The sequence below is a fragment of the Nonomuraea maheshkhaliensis genome (genome assembly GCF_039529435.1).
Lineage (GTDB): Bacteria > Actinomycetota > Actinomycetes > Streptosporangiales > Streptosporangiaceae > Nonomuraea > Nonomuraea maheshkhaliensis.
Genome location: NZ_BAAAMU010000031.1, coordinates 18,179 through 35,470, shown reverse-complemented (window position 1 = coordinate 35,470; position 17,292 = coordinate 18,179). Strand labels below are relative to the sequence as shown.

The 17,292-nt window shown below is 71.4% G+C and carries 16 protein-coding genes; 4 read left to right on the top strand and 12 right to left on the bottom strand.

What is annotated here, in order from left to right:
• Window positions 1-66: 66 nt before the first annotated feature.
• From ABFX54_RS21970 to ABFX54_RS21960, 3 genes are all read right to left on the bottom strand, one after another.
• Window positions 67-1,197: a hypothetical protein gene (locus ABFX54_RS21970; RefSeq protein ID WP_346107532.1), complete on the bottom strand. Its 1,131-nt coding sequence runs from the start codon at window positions 1,195-1,197 to the stop codon at window positions 67-69.
• A 90-nt stretch (window positions 1,198-1,287) separates the two neighbouring features.
• Window positions 1,288-2,472, bottom strand: coding sequence for a hypothetical protein (locus ABFX54_RS21965; RefSeq protein ID WP_346107531.1), 1,185 nt, complete (start codon window positions 2,470-2,472; stop codon window positions 1,288-1,290).
• Between the two features lie 179 nt (window positions 2,473-2,651).
• Window positions 2,652-3,845, bottom strand: a complete 1,194-nt coding sequence (locus ABFX54_RS21960) for an MFS transporter (RefSeq protein ID WP_346107529.1) — start codon at window positions 3,843-3,845, stop codon at window positions 2,652-2,654.
• Between the two features lie 72 nt (window positions 3,846-3,917).
• Here ABFX54_RS21960 and ABFX54_RS21955 point away from each other — a divergent pair, with 72 nt between their 5' ends.
• A complete protein-coding gene (locus ABFX54_RS21955; RefSeq protein ID WP_346107527.1) occupies window positions 3,918-4,760 on the top strand; it encodes a LysR family transcriptional regulator in 843 nt (280 codons plus the stop codon).
• 21 nt (window positions 4,761-4,781) lie between these two features.
• Here the strand turns inward: ABFX54_RS21955 and ABFX54_RS21950 are convergent, their stop codons facing one another.
• The 4 genes from ABFX54_RS21950 to ABFX54_RS21935 form a co-directional block, all read right to left on the bottom strand.
• On the bottom strand, window positions 4,782-5,723 hold the full coding sequence (locus ABFX54_RS21950; protein WP_346107525.1) for an esterase/lipase family protein: 942 nt from the start codon (window positions 5,721-5,723) through the stop codon (window positions 4,782-4,784).
• Between the two features lie 206 nt (window positions 5,724-5,929).
• A complete protein-coding gene (locus tag ABFX54_RS21945) occupies window positions 5,930-7,054 on the bottom strand; it encodes a threonine aldolase family protein (protein WP_346107524.1) in 1,125 nt (374 codons plus the stop codon).
• Window positions 7,055-7,141: 87 nt separating this feature from the next.
• Window positions 7,142-7,675, bottom strand: coding sequence for a hypothetical protein (locus ABFX54_RS21940; protein WP_346107522.1), 534 nt, complete (start codon window positions 7,673-7,675; stop codon window positions 7,142-7,144).
• Entirely contained in the window at window positions 7,665-8,093 is a 429-nt protein-coding gene (locus ABFX54_RS21935) for a MarR family winged helix-turn-helix transcriptional regulator (protein ID WP_346107520.1), read from the bottom strand. Before ABFX54_RS21935 ends, ABFX54_RS21940 begins: the two co-directional genes overlap by 11 nt.
• A gap of 229 nt (window positions 8,094-8,322) precedes the next feature.
• Between ABFX54_RS21935 and ABFX54_RS21930 the strand changes: the two genes are divergently transcribed.
• The 3 genes from ABFX54_RS21930 to ABFX54_RS21920 are packed head-to-tail and all read left to right on the top strand — an operon-like array spanning window position 8,323 to window position 11,218.
• Window positions 8,323-9,126, top strand: coding sequence for an alpha/beta fold hydrolase (locus ABFX54_RS21930; protein ID WP_346107519.1), 804 nt, complete (start codon window positions 8,323-8,325; stop codon window positions 9,124-9,126).
• Window positions 9,127-9,164: 38 nt separating this feature from the next.
• Window positions 9,165-10,538, top strand: a complete 1,374-nt coding sequence (locus ABFX54_RS21925) for an FAD-binding oxidoreductase (protein ID WP_346107517.1) — start codon at window positions 9,165-9,167, stop codon at window positions 10,536-10,538.
• Between the two features lie 29 nt (window positions 10,539-10,567).
• Window positions 10,568-11,218 carry a chorismate mutase gene (locus ABFX54_RS21920; RefSeq protein WP_346107515.1) on the top strand — a complete coding sequence of 217 codons (651 nt, stop codon included), beginning with the start codon at window positions 10,568-10,570 and terminating at the stop codon, window positions 11,216-11,218.
• A gap of 140 nt (window positions 11,219-11,358) precedes the next feature.
• Here ABFX54_RS21920 and ABFX54_RS21915 read toward each other — a convergent pair whose 3' ends face one another.
• The 5 genes from ABFX54_RS21915 to ABFX54_RS21895 are packed head-to-tail and all read right to left on the bottom strand — an operon-like array spanning window position 11,359 to window position 17,273.
• Window positions 11,359-12,840: a glycoside hydrolase family 76 protein gene (locus tag ABFX54_RS21915; protein ID WP_346107514.1), complete on the bottom strand. Its 1,482-nt coding sequence runs from the start codon at window positions 12,838-12,840 to the stop codon at window positions 11,359-11,361.
• A 43-nt stretch (window positions 12,841-12,883) separates the two neighbouring features.
• The gene (locus ABFX54_RS21910) at window positions 12,884-14,164 is read right to left on the bottom strand and encodes an ABC transporter substrate-binding protein (protein ID WP_346107512.1); all 1,281 of its coding nucleotides are present in this window, start codon (window positions 14,162-14,164) and stop codon (window positions 12,884-12,886) included.
• 30 nt (window positions 14,165-14,194) lie between these two features.
• On the bottom strand, window positions 14,195-15,067 hold the full coding sequence (locus ABFX54_RS21905) for a carbohydrate ABC transporter permease (RefSeq protein ID WP_346107510.1): 873 nt from the start codon (window positions 15,065-15,067) through the stop codon (window positions 14,195-14,197).
• A complete protein-coding gene (locus ABFX54_RS21900) occupies window positions 15,064-16,002 on the bottom strand; it encodes a carbohydrate ABC transporter permease (RefSeq protein WP_346107509.1) in 939 nt (312 codons plus the stop codon). The genes ABFX54_RS21905 and ABFX54_RS21900 overlap by 4 nt, the downstream gene beginning before the upstream one ends.
• Window positions 15,999-17,273 (bottom strand): glycoside hydrolase family 125 protein, encoded by a 1,275-nt coding sequence (locus ABFX54_RS21895; protein WP_346107507.1) that lies wholly within the window; start codon window positions 17,271-17,273, stop codon window positions 15,999-16,001. The genes ABFX54_RS21900 and ABFX54_RS21895 overlap by 4 nt, the downstream gene beginning before the upstream one ends.
• Window positions 17,274-17,292 lie beyond the last annotated feature (19 nt).

Genomic DNA, 17,292 nt, shown 5'->3' with positions numbered 1-17,292 from the left:
CATACGAGGGAAGAAGAGGCCGCGAATGTGACATGACCTCCCAACTCGGCGGGAGCCGACCGGTGGTCAGCGGCGGCGGTAGAGGACGATCGACTCGGAGTCGCCGTTCGCGATCGAGGTGGCCAGCCACACCTGTGACGTGCCCGGGATGCGCTCGATCACCGCCCTGGTCACCTCGCCGGGCGACGGCGAGCGCTCGCGCGTCCACGTCCGGCCGTCCCAGTGCAGCAGCACGACGTGCTTCGGAGCGGCCTCGGTACGCAGGCTCGCGATCCACACGTCGTCCGGGCCGAAGGCCGTCACGCTGGTCGCGTTGCCCCGCCAGTCCGGCGGCAGCGCGGCCCGCTTCCATGACGAGCCGTCCCAGCGCATGACGAGGGGGTTCTCCCCGGTCGCTCCCACCGCCCACACGTCGGACGGGCCGTTCTGCCAGACGGCGCCCAGCGTGCCGCTCTCCGGCGCGTCGGGCAGCTCGGCCTGCCGGTAGCCGCCGGCCGAGCCGTGCCAGATCATCGGCCGGTCCATGCGGGTTCCGGCGATCCAGGTGTGCCCATCGCCCGCGCTCACCGCGCGCAGCTCGGCCTCCGGTGAGCGGACGCCGAGCTTCTTGGTCCAGCGGGTCCCGTCGCCCTCCATCACCTGCGAGGACGAGATGAGCACCACGCGCGCGCCGTCCACCGCGACGTCCCGCGTGCTCATCGGGGAGCGATGGCGCCGCCACGAACCGCCGTCCCAGTGCAGGGCGACGGGCTTGTCGAACGAGCCGCCGCCCACCGCCCAGACGTTGCCGGGCCCGTCGGCGTCCACCGCGGCGAGGCTGCCGGTGTAACCCGCGGGCAGCTCCTGCCAGCCTGAGCCGTTCCAGTGGCGCAGGGTCATCTCCACGCTGTCCTCCCAGCCGTGATAGCCGGCGGCCCAGGCCAGGTCGGGGGAGGCGGCGCTCACGTCGTACAGGCCGCGCTCCCAGCCGGAGTCGTCGGGCAGGCCGGGAACGCGCTCCCACCGCTCCGACACGGGGACGTCCTCGTCGACCGGCGCCGCCGTCTCCGTCTCAGTCCCCGTCTGTGGCGGGGAGGGCTCGGGCAGCGGCTCGGACGCGGGCGGCGACCCGGACGCGTCCGCCGAGGTCTGCGGTGGCGCGGCGGCGCAGCCCTGCGCGACCAGACACGCGGCGACGACCAGCAACCGTGCCCTCATCGGCGCCTCCGCGACAGATCACGACGGATAACGAGGGATCCTACCGTCGAACCTCCTCACATCGGCATGATCGAGAAGGCAGGGGCGCCGTCAGCACCAGGTCAGCGTGGAGTTGACCCTGGTCACGTTGCTGATCGTGTTGTTGCTGCCGGTGCACGGACTCCACCTGATGCCGGTGTTGGAGACCGTCAGGTTCTGGAACCTGATCCCCGATGACGGGGCGAACTCCGTACGGGCCGCGATGCGGACCTCGCCACCGCCGTTGATCGTGCCCGACGAGCCGGCGATGACGACGTTGTGGCAGTTCTCCACCAGGATCGCGTTGTTGCCGGTGTTGGCGAGGTCGACCCGGTCGATGGTGGCGCCGCCGCTCTCGGAGACGCAGAAGATCCCCCGGCCGCCGCCGCGCGCCCTGACCGTGCCGACGCGGATGTTGTTCGGGTACGAGCTGCCGATCCGGCCGTTGCGGTTGGCCATGCGGAAGGCCGCGTACCCGGTGCCCGCGCCGGCGTTGTCGGCGTCCACGGTGCCGACGGTCGCGTTGATCGTCTGGTTGAGCAGCAGGCCGGACTCGCCGACGTCGCGTGCCGTCACGGTGCCGACGGTGAGACCGTCCACGCCGTAGGTCTCCATCGCGTGCGAGCTGGCTCCCTGCACGTACACGCTGTCGACCCGTACGTTGCGGCTCCACTGGCTGGTGTCGCCGCGGTTGTCGACGCGCACGCCGAGGCCCGCGCCGAGCCGCATGTCGAGCTGGCCGAGCCAGACGTTCGTGACGTTGCGCAGGAAGACGCCGTAGACGGGGGTGCCGGTGACGTTCAGGTACGGAACCTCGATGTTCGTGGTGCCGCGCGAGTAGATCGGCGCGTAGTCGCCGGAGCCCGAGCCGGTCACGTTGACGGTGCCGCAGACCGACAGGGAGGTGTAGCTGGGCAGCGAGATGCGGCTGCCGGCGCTCATCGTGCCGTTGCCGCGCACCACGACCCGCTGGATCGAGGTGCGCCCGGCCGTGAGGCTGCCGATGCCGGCCTGGACCGCCGCGCGGAAGTCGGTGCCGGTGTAGACGCCGGCGCCGGCGCTGTTCCGCGCCGTCCAGGTGCTGCCGCTGACCGTGACCTGCGCCTGGAAGGAGCCGTCTCCGCAGGCGGCGGCGGACGCGGGCGCCGCGCCGAACACCACTCCGGCCGCGGCGGCCATCAGCCCGGTGATGGCCGCGACCACCTGGGACAGGGGCCTCCGGCCGGGTGCCGTGGCAAGATCTGTTAGCGCTAACATCAGCTATCGCTCCTTCGTCGCGGGATGGCGGTGATCGCCCCACAGCAAAGAGCGCGCCCCGGCGCATGTCAACGCCGGTGTCAGCGTTCCTGTTGCGGCGCGGGATCACGTACGACGACGTGAAAGAGGTCAGGCCCGCGAAACCGCCCGAACCGCGCGGACCGCGTGCGGTGAAAGTTTCAGGTCCTTGTCAGATCGGCGACCGGCGGCGCGGTGACCGTTTCCGAGCGCCAGAGCAGGAACCCCGTCAGCGCGGCGAGCAGCCCCGCGAGGCCCGCCGCCGCGAAGCCGCCCGCCGGCGCGGAGACGTCGATCGCCATCCCCACCGCGGGCGCCCCGAGCGCGAACCCCGCGCTCGCCGCCGACGAATGCAGCCCGGTCGCCTCGCCGCGCACACTGGCGGGCGTCAGCCGGCTCACCGCGTCGGTGATCGTGGACAGGGTGGGCGCGGTCAGCAGTCCGAGCCCGACGACGGCCGCGCACAGCCACGGCCAGCCGGAGGCGAGCCCCGCGGGTATCGTCACCAGCCCGAGCAGCCCGAGCAGCAGCCAGGTGGGCAGCGGTCGGGGCAGCGCGCCGTAGACCAGCCCGCCCACGACGGACGCCACCCCGCACACGGCGACCACCACGGCCGCCCACGGTGCCTGGCCTGCTTCCCGCAACGTGGCGACGATGGCCAGATCGACGCCGTTGAGCAGCATCGCCACGCCGAATCCCATGGTCAGGACGGCGATCATACGTGCCCCCAGCCACTCCCTGCGCCGGGGCCGGCCGGGCGCCGTGCCGATGGTCTCGCCCTCGCCCCGCAGCGGCGGGTCGAGCAGCGCGATCCCGGCCCCGCCGGCCACGATCGCGGCGCCCACGCCCCACGCCACCACGCCGGGGGACACCGTCGTCGCGAACAGGATCACCACCGCGGGCCCCACCATGTACGACAGCTCGCCCACCACCGACTCCAGCGCGAAGGCGGCCCGCCGCTGCGCCACCGTCGTCATCGCGGCGATGGCCTGCCTGGTGACCGCCTGGACGGGCACCATCAGCAGCCCGGCGGCGAAGGAGGCGGCCACCAGCGCCGGGTAAGGAAGCACGGGCACCACCGCCCAGAACACGAGCTGCGGCACGAGCGTGATCAGCAGCACGAGGCGCAGGCCGCGCCGGTCGATCATCCGCCCCAGCAGCGGCCCGCCCAGCGCGACCCCGGCGGTGAGCGCCGCCATCACGGCTCCCGCCGCCGCGTAACTCAGGCCGAGCGTGACGACGACGATCATCGTCAGCGCCATCGCGTCCGCGGTGATCGCGGTACGGGCGAGCAGGGAGATGCCCAGCAGCGGGGTCAGCCCCGGCACCGCGAGCACCTGTCGAAATCCGGTCACCGGTTCGACGGTAGTCATCCGGGCAGGCCATAGGAAGTCGTCATTTCGTAGGGTCAGGCATAATTAATGCTTATGGCCCGTGACCTTGAGGCCGCCCTGCTGCGGTCGTTCGTCGCCACCGTCCAGGCCGGCAGCATCAGCCGGGCCGCGGCGGCGCTCGGCCGCACCCAGCCCGCGCTCAGCCAGCAGTTGCGCAAGCTCGAACGCACCATCGGCAGCCCGCTGCTGCTCAGGGCGCCCTCCGGCGTCACGCTGACCCGGGTGGGCGAGGAGCTGCTGCCGTACGCCGAACGCATCCTCGCGCTGTCGGCGCAGGCGCTGGCCGAGACCGGGCGGGCGCTCACCGGGCACTGCGGCCTCGGGTTGCACGAGGACCTGGCCGCCTCCCGCCTGCACCAGGCACTCGCCGACCTCGCCCGGCTGCACCCCGGCGCGACGCTGGAGGTGCTCACGCTCACCGGCGCGGCCACGCGGGAGGCGTACGACTCGGGCCGCGTGCAGCTCGTCCTCGACGAGGTCCCCGAGCTGCCCCGGGCGCCGAAGTGGACGGTGCGGCTGCCGCTGGTGTGGGCGATCGGGCAGGGGGTCGCCGTCGATGCCGATCCGCTGCCGGTGGTGCTGTTCGCGAACCCGTGCGCCTGGCGGACGGCGGTGCTGGACGCGATGGAGAGCTTGGGACGGCCGTGGCGGGTGGCGTTCGAGAGCAACAGCCTCGCCGGGGTGCTCGCCGCCCTGCGGGCCGGGCTCGGGGTGGGCGCGTTGCTGCCCGCCAACCTCGAACCGTCCATGGCCTGTCATGACCCTTCGGCGCTGCCGCCCCTGCCGGACGTCGAACTCGGCCTCGCCCGCCACCCGGGCACCGAGGGCGATCCGCTCGTCGACGCCGTCGAGACCGCCCTGCGCCGGATGCTCTGAGGCCCCGGCGCAGGGCGTTCGCTACTGGGCCTGCTGGTCGTAGAGGCCGTCCATCATGCGCAGCAGTGGCGCGGGGTAGGAGCCCTCGCCCTCGTCGCTGAACTGCCCTCCGTACGACGCCTGCCAGTCGCCGGTCGAGGTGTTGCGGATGGAGGTGTGGCTGAGCGTGCCGCCTTCGGCGTTCGAGCCGTAGAGAGCCCAGTGGTGGGCGGTGCGCTTGTTGGTCGCCGAGTCGGAGCTGACCGTGTCGTCGTGACTTGAGGCGAGGAACGTGTAGTCCGTACCCATCTGGGAGGGCGGCTGCTTGCCCAGCCAGCTGATGAACCCGCTGCCGGGACGCATGTCGCTGCACTGCTCGTGGGTGATGGCGCAGGCGGTCACCACCGCGCTGCCGATGCCCTGATGCGGCGTGGCGAACGTGACCATGTCCTCGATGTAGAGGAACGGCGGCCAGTCCCTCGGCCAGTCGGTCGCGCCGATGTCGTCAGGATCGACGCTCACCCCGCTCAGGTCGGGCGCCGGCTTGCCCACGCCGTACCTGTTGACGCCTTCGATGGCCGCCTTCGCGACCAGGCCGCCCATGGAGTGCGTGACCACGTCGATGGCCACGTCCTTGCTGGAGTACAGGTAGTAGACGGTCCACGCGAACTGGCGGCCGACCTCCTGGATGCGCGTGTCCGTGGTGCCCCGGAGCCTGAGGTCGCAGTTGGTGGCCTTGTTGTAGTAGCCGAAGGTGACGACGTCGCCCCAGCCGCCCGCGTTCAGCACGTTCTCGGCGCTGTTCCAGGCGCCGGAGCAGCTGATGTCGGCCTCTCTGTCGAACCCGTGGACCATGACCGTGACCCGGTGCCCGTCGGCGCGCGCGGGCGCGGCCGACGCGGCCGGTGCGGTGGCGATCAGGGTGGCCGCGACCACTGCCCCGACCAGGGACAGGGCGAATCCGGACTTGGCTAATCTGTACATCCGCGGTCTCCGTTCCGTTGAGCCGGAGGCAGAGTAACCCGCGGACGATCATCGCGCGCCTCAGTTGAACAGCGCTTACCCGCGCCCGGCCCGCGTGCGCAGGTGCGCACGGCCGTCGCCCGTCCCGGAGAAAGCCCGCAGCACTTGAACGGCCCCGCCAGGCGGGCGACCGCGGACCAAGGACCGCCTTCTGGCGCGGCCGGCGGTCAGGCGGAGCGGGTGGCCGGCCCTTCGGCGGCGCGGGCCAGCACGTCGTGGACGAGGTCCACCACTTCGTCGGGGGTGAACTCCATGGCGTTCTCGCCGACGCTGACCTCGAACGCGCACCGGCCGGGCTCGGACGCCGACCGTACCCGGCCCCAGAGCTGGATGCCGTGCTCGGCGAGGAGCTCCTGACCGGCCCGTTCGACGGCGGCGCGGCCGGCGGGCAGGTGGACGTGGAACAGCGGGGTCTGCGGCGGGTCGGGGTGGGCGCGGGCGGCGCCGTCCTTGTTGATCGCGGCCGCGATGGCGATGGCGTGCTCGCGGTAGGCGGGCATCCGCTCGGCCAGGGTGTCGAGGTGGACCAGCGCGGCCAGGGCGAGCGGCCAGGCGTCGCGGATGCCGCCGCCGAGCCGTTGCCGCCACACCCGCGCCGCGTCCACGGTGGCCGCGTCGGAGGCGAGCACAGCGCCGCGCACACCCTGCAGACTCTTGTAGAGGGAGACGTAGACGGTGTCGAACAGGGCGGCGATCTCGTCGAACGGCCGCCGGTAATAGGTCTGGGCCTCCCACAGCCGGGCGCCGTCCAGGTGCGCGGCGGCGCCGGTGGCGCGCACGAGCGCGACCTGCTCGCCCAGCTCGTCCCAGGTGGGCAGCAGGCCGCCGAGGTCGCGCTGCGGCAACTCCCACACGGCCGCGGCGAGCCGCTCGCCGACGGCCGCCAGGTCCGCGGCCGTCATCAGCTCGTGCGGGTCGCCCGTGCGGTGGAACGTCAGCCCGTGGACGGCGTTGTAGCCCTGCTCCTCCCACACGTCCAGGTGCGACTGCGGATGGGCGGCGAACGTACGGCGGCCGCGCCGGTCGGCGTGCACCCGCAACGCGGTCTGCTGGGCCATCGTGCCGCTGGGGAAGAACAGCGCGCGCTCCTTCCCGAGCAGTTCGGCCAGCCGCCGCTCCAGCACCGCGACGGGACCTCGCGGCCCGTCGGCCGGAGTGTCGTCGTCCACCAGGGCCAGCATCTGCTCCAGCATCCTGCGCGGCCCCCGGCGGATGGGCGCGTGCAGGAACAGCGATCGCCGCACCTGCGGGCCGGTGTCGGGCATGAACGTCTCCTTCGTCATTACGGTCATCCGAAAAGTCGGCATATGAGCGCCTCGATCCAGCCGCCGACGATCACCGGTACGCCTGGCGCCCTCGTCCGCGAGCCCGGCTCCGGGTCACCCGTGCTCGGCGTGCCGGCCGTGGTCGGTGACCTGGGCGTCGAACCAGGCGTGCAGCGCCTCGCGGAGTGCCGGGTCGGAGGTGGTGTAGGTGATCTCGGCCCCGGCGGGAGCCTGCGCGTAGCGGATGCCGATCCGGCCGTGGCCCGCCTCGAGCTCCCGCAGACCGGGCATCTCGCCGCCGTGGATGGAGGCGGGATCGCCGTAGTCGCCCGCGCTGAACCCCGCCGCCTCGGCGGTCAGATGCTCGCGGATCAGAGCCACCTGCTCGGCGTCGGCAGGGTCGTCGGAGCTGACGGTCTGCACGCCGCCGGTGGCGGTCTTGGTGAAGCGGTGGGTGGTGCGCTCCAGGTCGAACGGCATCACCGTGCGGCCCTTGGCCGCGATCTCGGCCTGGCGGGCGGCCACCGCCCGCTGCTCGTTCGTCCTGATGAGCACGTACGCCGTCGCGGCGACGGCGACGGCGACGGCGACGAGGGCGAGGGCGAGCGCGGCGAGGAGCGCCTGGACGCGTCGATTCTCACGTTTCATCGATGGCCTTCGTCAGGATGCTCAGGGCGCGCAGCACGTCGGCGCGTTCGCCCTCGGGGACACGGTCCAGGACGGCGGAGAACCGCTTCGCCCTGGCCTCGGCCAGGCGGGCCGCGGCGTTCGTGCCGTGCTGAGTGAGCCGGACCAGCACGCCGCGTCCGTCGTCCGGCGCGGGGGTGCGCTCGGCCCAGCCGCGGGTGATGAGCTGCGTAACCAGGCGGCTGGTGGTGCTCTTCTCCAGTCGCAGCCGGTGCGCCAATTCGCTCTGGCGCAACGCGCCGTCCCTGGCCAGCTCGCCCAGGGCGTGCGCCTCCGAGGTCGGGATGGGCTGCCCGCACGGGGTCTGGTCCGGCTGGTGCAGCCCGAAGGCCCGGACGAACCGGGACACGGCCTCCTGGAGCTCGCGATCATCCGACATGGTTCGACCATACAACCATCTGGTTGTACCACGCAACCAGATGGCGGCTCGCCACCGAAGGGCAGACATAAGAGGTAGAACGTTCGGTCTTGACGAAGGTGTCAGGCGTGCCCAATGATGGGACCGAACGTTCTACCTCATCGGTGAGATCTGAGACCTGACCGCACCTGTCGTCAGGAACGTCGCAGCCGCTTCGCCCGAAGCACCTATGAACCCGAAAGGCCACATCATGCGCAACCTCGTTCTCCGCCGTGCCGCCCTCGCCGTCGGCGCCCTCGCCCTGATCGGCGCCACCGCGCCGAGCGTGGCGCTGGCGGACGGCACCGGATCGGCGTCCGCCGCCGCCCAGAAGCCGACCGTCGTGCTCGTCCACGGAGCCTGGGCGGACTCCTCAAGCTGGTCGTCGGTGATGGAACGCCTGCGCGAGGACGGCTATCCGGTACGCGCCATCGCCAACCCGCTGCAGGGGCTCACCAGCGACACGGCCTACGTCAACAGCTACCTGGCCACGGTCGACGGCCCCATGGTGCTGGTCGGGCACTCCTACGGCGGCGCCGTGATCACCAACTCCGGCGTCTCCGACCCCGACGTCAAGGCCCTGGTCTACATCGCCGGTTTCATCCCCGCGAAGGGTGAGACGGTGGGCGAGCTGGCCGGCAAGTCCTCGACGCCCATCCCGCTGGTCTCGGTCGCCGTCCCTGACGGCACGGAGGTGTCCATCGACCCGGACCACTTCCGTGACGCCTTCGCCGGCGACGTCGACAGGACCACCGCCGCCGACATGGCGGCCACCCAGCGGCCCGCCGACACCAGAGCGGTCTCCGACGCCGGCGTGGAGGAGGCGTACCGCACCGTCCCCTCCTGGAGCCTGATCACCCGCCAGGACCACGCCATCGCCCCCGACCTCCAGCGCTTCATGTCCAAGCGGGCGGGCGCGCACATCGAGGAGGTCAGTGCCTCCCACGCGGTGATGGTCAGCCGTCCCGACGCCGTCACGCGGGTGATCGAGGACGCGGCCCGCAGCGTCCGGTGAAACGCGTTCCGCACCCGATTTCTCGAGACAGGAGTTCCGTGTCCACGACGCCACATCCACGGCTCGGCCCGCTGACCGGCACCCTGCGCCAGGCCATCCGCAGGGGCCGCGTGGCCACCACCGGGCCTGACTACGACGCCGGCCGGGCCGTCTGGAACGGCGCCGTGACCGCCCGCCCCGGCGTCGTCGTCCGGTGCGCCGACGCGGCCGAGGCCAGGGCCGCCGTGCTGGCCGCGGGGGAGGCCGGGGTGCCTCTCTCCGTGCGCGGCGGCGGCCACGACTGGGGCGGAAGGTCGCTGAGCGACGGCGGCCTGACCATCGATCTGTCCGGTCTGCGCCGGGTGACGGTGGACGCCGAGGCGAAGGTCGCGACCGTGTCCGGCGTGGCCACGGCCGGCGACGTCGTCCGCGCCGCCCAGCCCTTCGGCCTGATCGCCGCGACCGGCTCCGCCGGCTCCGTGGGCATGGCGGGCCTGACGCTCGGCGGCGGCTACGGGCCGCTCAGCGGCCGCTTCGGTCTCGCCCTGGACAACCTGCTCTCCGCCGACGTGGTGCTCGCCGACGGCTCCGTCGTCACCACCGACCGCGAGCGGGAGCCGGACCTGTTCTGGGCCCTGCGCGGCGGCGGCGGGAACTTCGGTCTCGTCACCTCGATGCGGGTACGCCTGCACGCCGTGCCGACGCTGCTGTCCGGCATGGTGCTGTTCCCGTGGGACCAGGCCGGGACCGTGCTGGCCGGGCTGCCGGAGGTCCTGGCCGGGAGCGCGGACGAGCTGACCGTGCAGTTCGGCGTCCTGGCAGGACCCGACGGCCGGCCCATGGTGTTCCTCTCGCCGACCTGGAGCGGCGACGACGCGGCGGCGGGCGGCCGCGCGCTGGCCCGGCTCGACGCCCTCGGCACGCCCCTCGTCTCGCAGATCGCCCCGGCCACCATGCCCGAGCTGCTCGCGGGCATCGACGCGCAGTTCCCCTTCGGCCGGCACGTCGAGATCCGGCCCCGCTGGGTGCCGTCACCGACCTCCGGGGTCCGGGACGCGCTGAGCCTCGCGGGCGCCACCCTGACCTCGCCCTACTCGGCCGTGTCCGTGCACAGCCTGCACGGGGCCGCGGCGCGCGTACCCGTGACGGAGACGGCGTTCGGCAACCGCGACCCGCACCTCATGATCGAGATCATCGCCCTCTGGGAACCCGGCGACACGCGTGCGGCGGAGCACCGCGCGTGGGCCGCCGACGTGACCGGTGCCCTCGACCCCGACGCGCTGCCGGGCGGTTACCCCAACCTGCTCGGGGAAGACGAGGTCGCACGGATCGCGCACGCCTACGGTCCTAACACCGAGCGGCTGCTGGCGGTCAAACGCCGTTTCGACCCGGACCACGTCTTCCACGCGATCCCGCTGCCGGACCCGTCATGAAGCTTCTAGATCCAAATAGAGGTAGGCAAATGAACCTGCGTACAAGGATGACGCGATTCGCGATGATCGCCGGAATGTTCGGAGCGGCGACCGGGCTGGCCGCCCCGCCGGCCGCGGCCGCGGTGGCCCCGGCGAGTGCAGGCAGCTCGGTCGAGGCGACCGCGTCACGTGGCAGGCTCGGCCCCCTGACGGACCTGGTCATCGAACGCATCCGCGTGGGCGACGACGTGGCGGCCTCCAAGTTCGGCACCGACTCGCCCATCGAGGACCCCGTACGCGAGCAGCAGGTCCTTGCGCAGGTCAGGAAGCAGGCCGCCGCGGCCGAGCTGGACCCGGACGCGGCGGTGGCGTTCTTCCGCGACCAGATCACGGCCAGCAAGGTCGTGCAGAAGGGACTGTTCGCCCGCTGGACCGCGCATCCGCAGGAGGCGCCCACGACGCGCCCCGACCTCGGCCAGATCCGCGAGCGGCTCGACCGGCTGACCACGGACCTGCTCGCCGAGCTCAAGAACACCGAGCGGGTGCGGGACAGGCCGGTCGCGTGCTCGGTGCAGCTGGCGCTGGCCACCGCGTCGGGGGCGTCACGGGAACGGCTGGACCGGCTGCACCGCCAGGCGCTCAAGGCGGCGACCCCGTCCGTGTGCCGTACCGGTGAGGGCGGGCCGGCCGCTCGCCGCTGACGGCCCTTGGCGTCGCGGGGACTGGAAGATCGGCTACGGCCCCTCGCACCACCTGGTCGACGCGGTCTGACCCGCCGGCCGGGTCGTGCACGCCCCCGATCGGACCGCGCACGACGCCGACCGGCCCCGCCACCCCGCTGCTAACGGGTGATGTCGAGCCGGTCCAGGTTGAGGAAGTTCGACCCCATTTCGAGCTGGATCGTGTTGTACCCCCGCGCGAGGTTCACGCCGCTCAGTACGGCCGTGTTCCACGTGCCCCAGCCGCCGGTGGAGGCGAACGGCTGGCCGGCGGTGACCTGGGCGCCGTTCACGAGGACCCGGCGGGTGGCGTCGCCCGCGCCGGCGGCGTAGCGGAAGCGCAGCTGGTGTGCCCCCGCGGAGGCCACGTTGACGTGGAACGTGAGCGTCTGGCGGGCGGTGTTCCAGCCGGCCAGGTAGCCACGGCCGCTGAAGCCGGGCTGGCTGCTCTCCGAGCCGATGCCGGACGGCCGCGCGTTCTCGGCCTCGTAGACGCCGTTCTCCGGCTGGAGCCCGGAGTTGCCGTCCGGCTGGACGATCTGCAGCGTGCTGACGGCGGCGGCCGCGGTCAGGCTCTGCAGGTACGTGCTCGGAGCCGGCGCCGACCAGTCCGGGCCCACGAGGCCGTCGGACGTGCGGCGGTGCTGCCACGCCTGGGTGGCGTTGCGCTGCAGGAACGGCAGGTACTGGCGCTGCCCGTGCTCGGTGACGAGGGTGTTGAGCCCGCGGATCAGCCGCGCCTTGAAGCCGCCGCCGTCATTGACACCCTCGTGCAGCACCGTGCCGCCGTTGGTCAGGTTGGCGGTGGCCCAGTCGGCCGCCGCGCGGGCGTCGGCCAGGTAGGACGCCGTTCCTGTGGCCTTGTACAGCGCGGCGGCGGCGCTGATGTAGGTCCCGAAGTTGTAGGTGAAGTCCCATTTGACGAGAGTGCCGGAGCCCTCCAGGTGGTCGTAGACGTGCCCCGACTCCTGGAGGTTCGCCTTGATCCAGGCGAACAGGTCCCGCGCCCGGTTCAGGTAGCTCGCGTCGCCGGTGGCGGCGTAGAGCTTGGTGGCGGTGAGCACGGCCGGGGCGTTGGTGGCCACGTTCTTCTGGTTGCGCGTGTTGTTCTGCCACCAGATGCCGCCGCCGTACGTGGAGTCCTGCTCGGCCCAGATGCGGTCGAACAACGACCGCGACCGGTCCAGGTACGTGGTGTTACGCGTGATCTCGTACGCCCGCGCACTGGCCAGCGCCCACCAGCCCAGGTCGTCGTTGAAGTCGTTCTCGAACGTCGGGTAGTAGGCGAGGAACCCGGCGTACACGTCGTCGATCATCGTGCGGTACGTGGCCTTGCCGGTGCGCTGGTAGGCGTCCATCACCAGCTCCCACAGCTGGGCCTCCCACCAGAAGTCGGTGTAGCGGCCGTTCTCGGGGCCGTGCGCGTGCTCGTGGATCTGCCGGTCGCTGTTGGTGTAGAAGTACTTCTTCGCCGGGTCCCAGAAGGTCGTGACGAACGCCGACATGGCGGCGTCGGCATCGGCGGGGACGTGGGCCGGGCGGCGGCCCGCTTCGGGAACGGCGGCGTGGGCCGGCTGGACGGGCTGGATGAAGACTGCCGACAACAGAACACCGGCAGCGGCGACGCGTAATCTCATCTGCGCTTCCCTAGTTGAGGTTGTTGTCCTTCAGCACCCGGTCGCCCTGCTGCTGCGCCTGGGTGAGGGCCTGCTGTGCGCCGGCCTTGCCCTCCAGGAAGAGCTGGAGGTTCGGGATGACCGCCTCCTCCTCCATCGGCGCGTAGCCGGCGCAGGCGGGGCGGGTCTTGGCGAACTTCAGCGTGTCGAGGATCGGCTTCCAGAACGGGTCGCCGGAGAAGAACGGATCCTCCGACGCCTGCACGTTGCCGGGGATGTTCAGGCTGGTCTTGGCCCACAACATGGAGTTGTCCTTCTCGGCCGTCCACCACTTGATGAACTCCCAGGACGCGTCCTTCTGCTTGGCGGCGCGCGGGATCACCAGGCCGAAGCCGCCCATGAGGCTGGCGTTGCCGCCCTGCGGCCCGCTCGGCGGCGGCACGATGCCGAAGTCCAGGTCCTTGCCGTACTTCTTGTACGTGGTGATGTTCCACGGCCCGGTGAGGATCATGGAGACCTTGCCGGTGGCGAACGCGTCGGTGCCCTCGCCGAGGCCCTTCTCGAAGCCGCTCTGGTAGACGCCCTCCTTGATCATCCGGCTCCACAGGTCGAGTGTCTGCAGGCCCTGCGGGCTGTTGAAGGCGGTGCGCGAGCAGTCGTCGGTGACCATCTGGCCGCCGGCCTGGGCCAGGTACATGCTGAACAGGCCGGCGTCGTCCATGGACAGTCCGGCGCGGACGAGCTTGCCGCCGTCGCGCTTGGTCAGCTTCACCGCGGCCTGCTCCAGCTCGGCCCAGGTCTTCGGCGGTTCGACGCCGGCCTCCTTGAGGTGGGCCTTGTTGTAGAACAGGGCGCGGGCGTCCACCGTGAGCGGCAGCCCGTACAGCTTGCCGTCGTGGGTGAGCTCGCGCACGGCCTCACCGTAGAAGCGGTCCGGCGGGATGCCGTCCTTCTTGAGCCGCTCGTCGAGCGGCTCCAGCACGTTCTTGGGCGCGTAGCTCGCGGTCCGCCAGCGGTCCCAGAACATGACGTCGGGGGCCTGGCCCGAGGTGGAGGCGGTGAGGAACTTGGTGAGCATGTCCTCCTGGACGACGTACTCGACCTGGATGCCGGGGTGGGTCTTGTTGAAGGCCGCGGTCATCGTCCTGAACTGCTGCTCGCCCTCTCCGGACCAGTCGCCCCAGAACTTCAGCCGCACCACGTCGCCCGAGGAGGACGAGGAGGACGAACCGGAGGAGGCGCAACCAGTGGTGATCACCGTGGCGACGGCGAGGGCGGCGGCTGCCAGCCGCCTGGTCAGGGTCGCGTGCATCGGCGGCTCACTTCCTTTCGTGAAGACATGTCATTGGAGACCGGAGCCGGTGAAGGCCAGTCCCCGGGTGAGGTAGCGCTGTGCGAAGGCGAACAGCAGCAGGGTGGGCGCCATGGCGACGATGGATCCGGCCATGAGCGGCCCGTAGTCGGTCTGCTTGTTGAAGGAGAAGGCGGCCAGGCTCATCTGGATGGTGTTCATGTCGGGGTCGTTGAGCACGATCAGCGGCCAGAGGAAGCCGTTCCAGCCCGCGACGAACGTGAACACCGCGAGCGTGGCCAGGGCGGGACGACACAGAGGCAGGTAGATCTTCCAGAAGATGCGGAACTCGGGGCAGCCGTCCACCCGGGCCGCCTCGCCCAGGTCCTTCGGCAGGGCGAGGAAGAACTGCCGCATCATGAACACGGAGAACGCGCCGACCGCGCCCGGCAGGATGACCGCCCAGTACGTGTTCAGCAGCCCGACGCCGCCCTGCCCCATGAGGTCGTTGCCGCCGGCCAGCGGCATGCTGCGGACGATGACGAACGACGGCACGAGCGTCACCACGGCCGGCACCATCATCGAGCCCAGCAGCAGCCGGAACAGCACCCGGCTGCCCCGGAACGGCAGCCGCGCGAAGGCGTACCCGGCCAGCGCCCCGAGCAGCAGGTTGGTGATCACCCCCGCCACGGCCAGCAGCATCGAGTTGGCGAAGTGCCGGGCGAACGGCACGGTGGTGAACGCCGACCAGTAGTGCTCGAAGGTGATCGAGCTGGGCAGCCACTTGATGGGCAGTGCGATGATCTCGTCGTCGGGCTTGAGCGACGTGCTGAGTGACCACAGGAACGGCAGCAGCATGAACAGCCCGACGACCGTGAGCACGCCGTAGAACAGGGCGATCCTGATCCGCCTGGCCATGGTCATGTCTCGTCACTCCGGTTGATCCGCATGTTGATCACGGTGACCGCCACGATGATGAGGAAGAGCGTGAACGCCTGCGCCGATGCGTAGCCCATCTGCAGCCGGTTGAAGGCGGTCTCGTAGATCTGGTAGACGGGCGTCAGCGTCGAGTTGCCGGGACCGCCCTTGGTCATCACGTACGCCTGGTCGAAGAGCTGAAAGGCGCCGATCAGCGACAGGGTCGTGACGAACAGCGTGGTCAGCCGCAGCTGCGGCCAGGTGACGTGGACGAACGTGGCCCAGCGCCCGGCCCCGTCGAGGGCGGCGGCCTCGTACAGGTGCGTGGGGATGTTCTGCAGGCCCGCCAGGTAGATCAGCATGTTGGAGCCGACCCCCTGCCAGAGCGTGACCAGCACGATCGACACCATGGCCGTGCTGCTGTCGCCCACCCACGCCGGGCCTGGGATGCCGAAGAAGCCGAGGATCTCGTTGATCGGCCCGTAGTGGCTGTTGAGCATCCAGGTCCACACCGTCGCGGCGGCCACCGGCGAGGTCACCACGGGGATGTAGTAGATGGTGCGGAAGACGCTCATCGCCGGCAGCCTGCTGTTGAGCGCCACCGCCAGGAGCAGCGAGGCGGCGATCATCAGCGGCACGAACATCGCGCAGTAGAGCAGGATGTTCTTCAGCGTGGTGAAGAAGGTGGTGTCTTCGAGCAGCCTGGCGTAGTTCTGCAGGCCGGCCCACTGCGGCGGTGTGAAGACGTCGTACGTGGTGAAGCTCAGGCCGAGCGCGCCGGCCACGGGCAGCACGGTGAAGACGACGAACAGCACCATCGGCGGAGTGGCGAACAGCACCCCGGCCCGCGCCTGGTGCCGGGACATCCGGGACCGCCGCCGCCTCGCCTGTCCGGGGGAGGCCCGGCCGACCGCGGGTGGGCCGGCGAGCGTCTGGGTCATGTCAGCGCCACCTCCATGGCGAACTGCGCGTACAGGCTGTTGGCCCAGCCGAACCAGGGGCGGGTGAAGACGCCGGGGTCGTCGGGGTCCAGGCTCTCGTGGACGTATCCGGTGCCGGCCGTGGTGGCGGCGAGCATGTCCAGCAGCTCCGCCTGTTCGGCCGGGTCGGTGCTGGTGAGGCCCTGCATGGTCAGCGACATCGGCCAGATGTGGCCGGGCGCGGTGTGCGGGCTCCCCACGCCGCGGGCGTGCTTGCCCGAGCTGTAGTGCGGGTTGCCCGGGCTGAGGACGAAGGCCCGGGTGTTGCGGTACGTGGGGTCCGTGGCCGGGCGGTAGCCCAGGTAGGGGATGGACAGCAGGCTCGGGACGTTGGCGTCGTCCATGAGCAGGTGGTTGCCGAGGCCGTCGGTCTCGTACGCGTAGACGGGCCCGTGCTCGGGATGGTCGACGACCGCGTACCGGCCGATGCCCTCCTCGATCTCTGCGCGCAGCGCGGCGGCGTCGTCGGCCAGGGCCGTGTCGGCGTAGAAGTCGTGGGCGAACGCGGCCACGTGGCCGAGCACGACGACCGCGAACATGTTGGACGGGACGAGGAAGCCGTAGGTGCAGGCGTCGTCGCTGGGCCGGAACGCCGAGCGGACCATGCCGGTGTACCCGCACTCGGGGCCGCGTCCCTCGTTGACCAGCGTGTCCGTGGGCTGCTGGGGGTTCGGGCGGACGAAGCGGTACGGCGAGGACTCGGGGTGCTGCTCGGTGCGCATGGTCGCGACCGCGACGGTGAGCATGCGGTGCACGGCCTCGTCGAACACCTCGGCGTCGCCGGTGACCGTCCAGTAGAGGTGCAGCAGCCGCAGCGGGTGGCACAGGGAGTCCAGCTCCCACTTGCGCTCCCAGACCCAGGGGGTGAGCTCGGTCCGGTCGTCCTGGTGGCCCATGCCGTCGGGGCCCTCGTTGAACGCGTTGGCGTACGGGTCGAGGGCGACGTACCGGGCGTGGCGGCGGATCACCCCGCGGACCATGGCCCGCAGGCCGTCGTCGTCGGCGGCGTGGCGCACGTACGGCTCGATCTGGGCCGCGGAGTCGCGCAGCCACATGGCCGGGATGTCGCCGGTCAGCACGAACGTGGTCCCGTCCGGCAGCCGCCTGACCGTGGTCTCCAGCGTGTTGAGGAAGCACTGCTCGAACATCGCGGCGGCCTCGGGGAACCGGGGCGCCAGCAGTGTTCGTACGCGGTCGGCCACGTCGTGCAGCACAGTTGGGACAGCGTTCACGCGTTTCCCTTCGTGAGGT

Bases quoted from the DNA above. Each gene is read 5' to 3' on its own strand.
- ABFX54_RS21970 (WP_346107532.1), bottom strand. From the start codon at position 1,197: ATGAGGGCACGGTTGCTGGTCGTCGCCGCGTGTCTGGTCGCGCAGGGC.
- ABFX54_RS21965 (WP_346107531.1), bottom strand. From the start codon at position 2,472: ATGTTAGCGCTAACAGATCTTGCCACGGCACCCGGCCGGAGGCCCCTG.
- ABFX54_RS21955 (WP_346107527.1), top strand. From the start codon at position 3,918: ATGGCCCGTGACCTTGAGGCCGCCCTGCTGCGGTCGTTCGTCGCCACC.
- ABFX54_RS21950 (WP_346107525.1), bottom strand. From the start codon at position 5,723: ATGTACAGATTAGCCAAGTCCGGATTCGCCCTGTCCCTGGTCGGGGCA.
- ABFX54_RS21945 (WP_346107524.1), bottom strand. From the start codon at position 7,054: ATGACCGTAATGACGAAGGAGACGTTCATGCCCGACACCGGCCCGCAG.
- ABFX54_RS21940 (WP_346107522.1), bottom strand. From the start codon at position 7,675: ATGAAACGTGAGAATCGACGCGTCCAGGCGCTCCTCGCCGCGCTCGCC.
- ABFX54_RS21935 (WP_346107520.1), bottom strand. From the start codon at position 8,093: ATGTCGGATGATCGCGAGCTCCAGGAGGCCGTGTCCCGGTTCGTCCGG.
- ABFX54_RS21930 (WP_346107519.1), top strand. From the start codon at position 8,323: ATGCGCAACCTCGTTCTCCGCCGTGCCGCCCTCGCCGTCGGCGCCCTC.
- ABFX54_RS21920 (WP_346107515.1), top strand. From the start codon at position 10,568: ATGAACCTGCGTACAAGGATGACGCGATTCGCGATGATCGCCGGAATG.
- ABFX54_RS21910 (WP_346107512.1), bottom strand. From the start codon at position 14,164: ATGCACGCGACCCTGACCAGGCGGCTGGCAGCCGCCGCCCTCGCCGTC.
- ABFX54_RS21905 (WP_346107510.1), bottom strand. From the start codon at position 15,067: ATGACCATGGCCAGGCGGATCAGGATCGCCCTGTTCTACGGCGTGCTC.
- ABFX54_RS21900 (WP_346107509.1), bottom strand. From the start codon at position 16,002: ATGACCCAGACGCTCGCCGGCCCACCCGCGGTCGGCCGGGCCTCCCCC.